Source organism: Emticicia sp. (assembly GCF_049241225.1).
Classification (GTDB): domain Bacteria; phylum Bacteroidota; class Bacteroidia; order Cytophagales; family Spirosomataceae; genus Emticicia.
In genome coordinates this window covers 1-3184 of sequence record NZ_JBMLRC010000349.1, presented here as the reverse complement: position 1 = coordinate 3184, position 3184 = coordinate 1, and the positions used below count along the sequence as shown (strand labels likewise).

The 3184-nt window shown below is 39.9% G+C and carries 3 protein-coding genes; all 3 read left to right on the top strand.

Annotated elements, in window-relative coordinates:
* The first annotated feature begins 78 nt into the window (after positions 1–78).
* Genes ACOVO2_RS18785 through ACOVO2_RS18775 form a run of 3 tightly spaced genes read left to right on the top strand, consistent with a single transcriptional unit; the run spans position 79 to position 3130 of the window.
* A complete protein-coding gene (locus ACOVO2_RS18785) occupies positions 79–699 on the top strand; it encodes a pyridoxamine 5'-phosphate oxidase family protein (protein WP_421771450.1) in 621 nt (206 codons plus the stop codon).
* 26 nt (positions 700–725) lie between these two features.
* Positions 726–2279 (top strand): glycoside hydrolase 43 family protein, encoded by a 1554-nt coding sequence (locus ACOVO2_RS18780; RefSeq protein ID WP_421771449.1) that lies wholly within the window; start codon positions 726–728, stop codon positions 2277–2279.
* Between the two features lie 14 nt (positions 2280–2293).
* Positions 2294–3130, top strand: a complete 837-nt coding sequence (locus ACOVO2_RS18775; protein ID WP_421771448.1) for a sialate O-acetylesterase — start codon at positions 2294–2296, stop codon at positions 3128–3130.
* Positions 3131–3184 lie beyond the last annotated feature (54 nt).

Genomic DNA, 3184 nt, shown 5'->3' with positions numbered 1-3184 from the left:
AATAACGCCACATTTAAGTATTTGAAATACAGCGGTGATGATGCCGTTTTGAGATAATAAATTTACCCATAACAAAAAATGAAATTTGAGAATACCATAACATCAGAAGAGCAATTGCGAGCCACTTTAGGCTATCCATCAGAAATAGTTACCCGAAAAACCATCAGTTATATTGATGAGCATTGCCGTAGTTTCATCGAAAAATCGCCATTTATTACAATTGCCACTTCGGACTTGGAGGGAAATATGGACGTGTCGCCCAAAGGAGACCCAGCAGGTTTTGTGAAAATACTGGATGAAAAAACTTTGGCGATTCCTGACAGACCTGGCAACGCCAAAGCGGATACGCTAAGTAATATCATCAAAAACCCTAATATCGGACTGATATTTTTGATTCCGGGTGTGCGAGAAACTTTGCGGATAAACGGAGAAGCTAAAATTGTGCAAGATAAGTGGGTGTTGGAGCAAATGAATGTCGATGGTAAAACGCCATCTTTCGCCATAATTGTAAGCGTAAAAGAAGCTTTTATGCACTGTGCCAAATGTATCATTCGGTCGAAGTTGTGGCAAGCAGATGCGGCCAAACAAGCAAGTGTGCCTTCGTTGGCAAAAGTCTTGGTTGAGCATGGAAAACTCGAAATTTCGGTAGATGAACTGGACGGTATGATAAAAAATGATGAACAAACAAATCTGTATTGATTTGTGGTAAGCATTACGCTTTAAAAATGAGAAAAATCTTAAATATTTGTTTATTTCTATTGGCAGGTCAGATTGGGTTTGGACAAGCTCATAACCCAATCGTCCATGCCGATGTGCCTGATTTATCGATGATTCGTGTGGGGGATACTTATTACATGAGTAGCACCACCATGCACATGAGTCCTGGTTTGCCAATTATGAGTTCAAAAGACTTAGTAAACTGGAAACTCGAAAGCTATTGCTATGATAGATTAGTAGAAAATGATGCCATGAATCTAACGAATGGTCAAAATACCTACGGACGAGGTTCTTGGGCGAGTTGCATCCGCTATCATAATGGCGAATTTATGGTCAGCACTTTTGCGGCCACATCGGGCAAAACGCATATTTATACCTCAAAAAATATCAAAGGACCTTGGAAAGAAAAATCCTTTGCCCCTGCTTACCACGACCACAGCATTTTCTTTGATGATGATGGGAAAACTTACCTCATTTATGGAGCAGGAAAGCTCAAAATCATAGAATTAAAGTCTGATTTGAGTGGAAAAATGGAAGGTACAGAAGAAAAAATCTTGATAGAAAATGCTTCTGCCGCTGCCAATGCTCCAATTATGTTGCAGGCCGAAGGCTCACAGCTTTTTAAAAAAGATGGCAAATATTACCTTTTCAATATCGTTTGGCCACGAGGTGGAATGCGAACTGTGCTTATTCACCGTGCCGATAAAATTACAGGGCCGTGGGAAGGAAAAATTGGTTTGCAAGATTTGGGCGTAGCTCAAGGTGGTTTGATTGACACGCCCGATGGACGCTGGTTTTCTTATCTTTTCCGAGACAATGGCGGTGTGGGTCGTATTCCTTATTTAGTGCCTGTCGAATGGAAAGATGGCTGGCCAATTTTGGGTGAAAATGGTAAAGTACCTATGAGCCTAAACTTACCAGCTAATAAAAGTCTGATTCCAAATATTGTGAATTCTGATGAATTTACTCGAAAAAAAGGTGAGCCTACGCTACCATTAGTTTGGCAATGGAATCATAATCCTGACAATTCGCTTTGGTCACTTACCGAACGTAAAGGTTTTCTTCGACTAAAAACTGGAAGAATTGATACCTCATTTGTTTCGGCAAAAAATACACTTACGCAACGTACCATCGGACCCGAAAGTACAGGTTCGATTGCCCTTGATGCTTCAAAAATGAAAGATGGCGATATTGCTGGATTGGGTTTACTCCAAAAAAACTATGGTTTTGTAGGTTTGAAAAACGAAAACGGCACAAAAGCTATCATCATGGTAAGTACCAAAGGTGGCAAAGCCGTTGAAATGGAGAAAGTGTCAGTTTCACAAAACACCGTTTACCTCAAAGCTGAATGTAATTTCAAAGACCGAGCCGATATTGCTCATTTCTTTTACAGTCTTGATGGAAAATCTTGGAAGAAAATAGGAGAACCTTTAAAAATGCCTTATACCCTACCGCATTTTATGGGTTACCGATTCAGTTTGTTCAATTTTGCCACCAAAGAAATAGGCGGTTTTGCCGATTTTGATTATTTCAGAATCGAAGATAAAATTTCAGAAAAATAAACTTCTAACTAAAAATGAAAAAGCTATTAACTGCTCTCGCATTATTATTTAATGTAGGAAATACCTTCGCTCAAGACCCTAATTTTCATATTTATCTCTGCATTGGTCAGTCAAATATGGAGGGTGCGGCTCGCATTGAAGCACAAGATACTGTCAATATCGACAGTCGTTTTAAAGTCTTGGAAGCTTTAGATTGTGCTAAACTCAACCGTCAAAAAGGCCAATGGTACACCGCAAAGCCACCACTCTGCCGTTGTGATACTCGCCTTTCGCCAGCTGATTATTTTGGTCGTACTATGATTCAAAATATGCCTCAAAACCAAACACTCGGCTTGGTTCATGTAGCGGTGGCAGGAAGTAAAATAGAAATTTTCGATAAAGTAAAATACAAAGCCTATCTCGATTCATCGGCCAAAGAAAGACCTTGGATGATAAATATGGCTAATTCTTACGGAGGAAATCCCTACGAAAGATTGATTGAAATGGCCAAAATCGCTCAAAAATCAGGAGTTATCAAGGGTATTTTACTGCATCAAGGAGAATCAAATACAGGCGATAAAACTTGGCCGGCCCAAGTAAAAAAGATTTACGATGATATTTTAGCCGATTTAAACATTGCCCCAAATTCTATTCCTTTGTTATCAGGTGAACTGGTATCAGCAGAACAAGGTGGCAAATGTGCCAGCCACAATGCAATCATTGCTACGCTTCCACAAAGCATTCCTAAAGCGGTGGTGGTATCGTCAACGGGTCTTACAGCTGCCAAAGATGGTTTGCATTTCGACTCAGCAGGTGTTCGTGAGTTTGGCAAACGCTACGCTGAAGCTTTAATGCAATATTCTAAAAAATAAAAATTGCCATGCCATTGTCTGTGTCCCCACAGACAATACATGCCGCAAACAAAA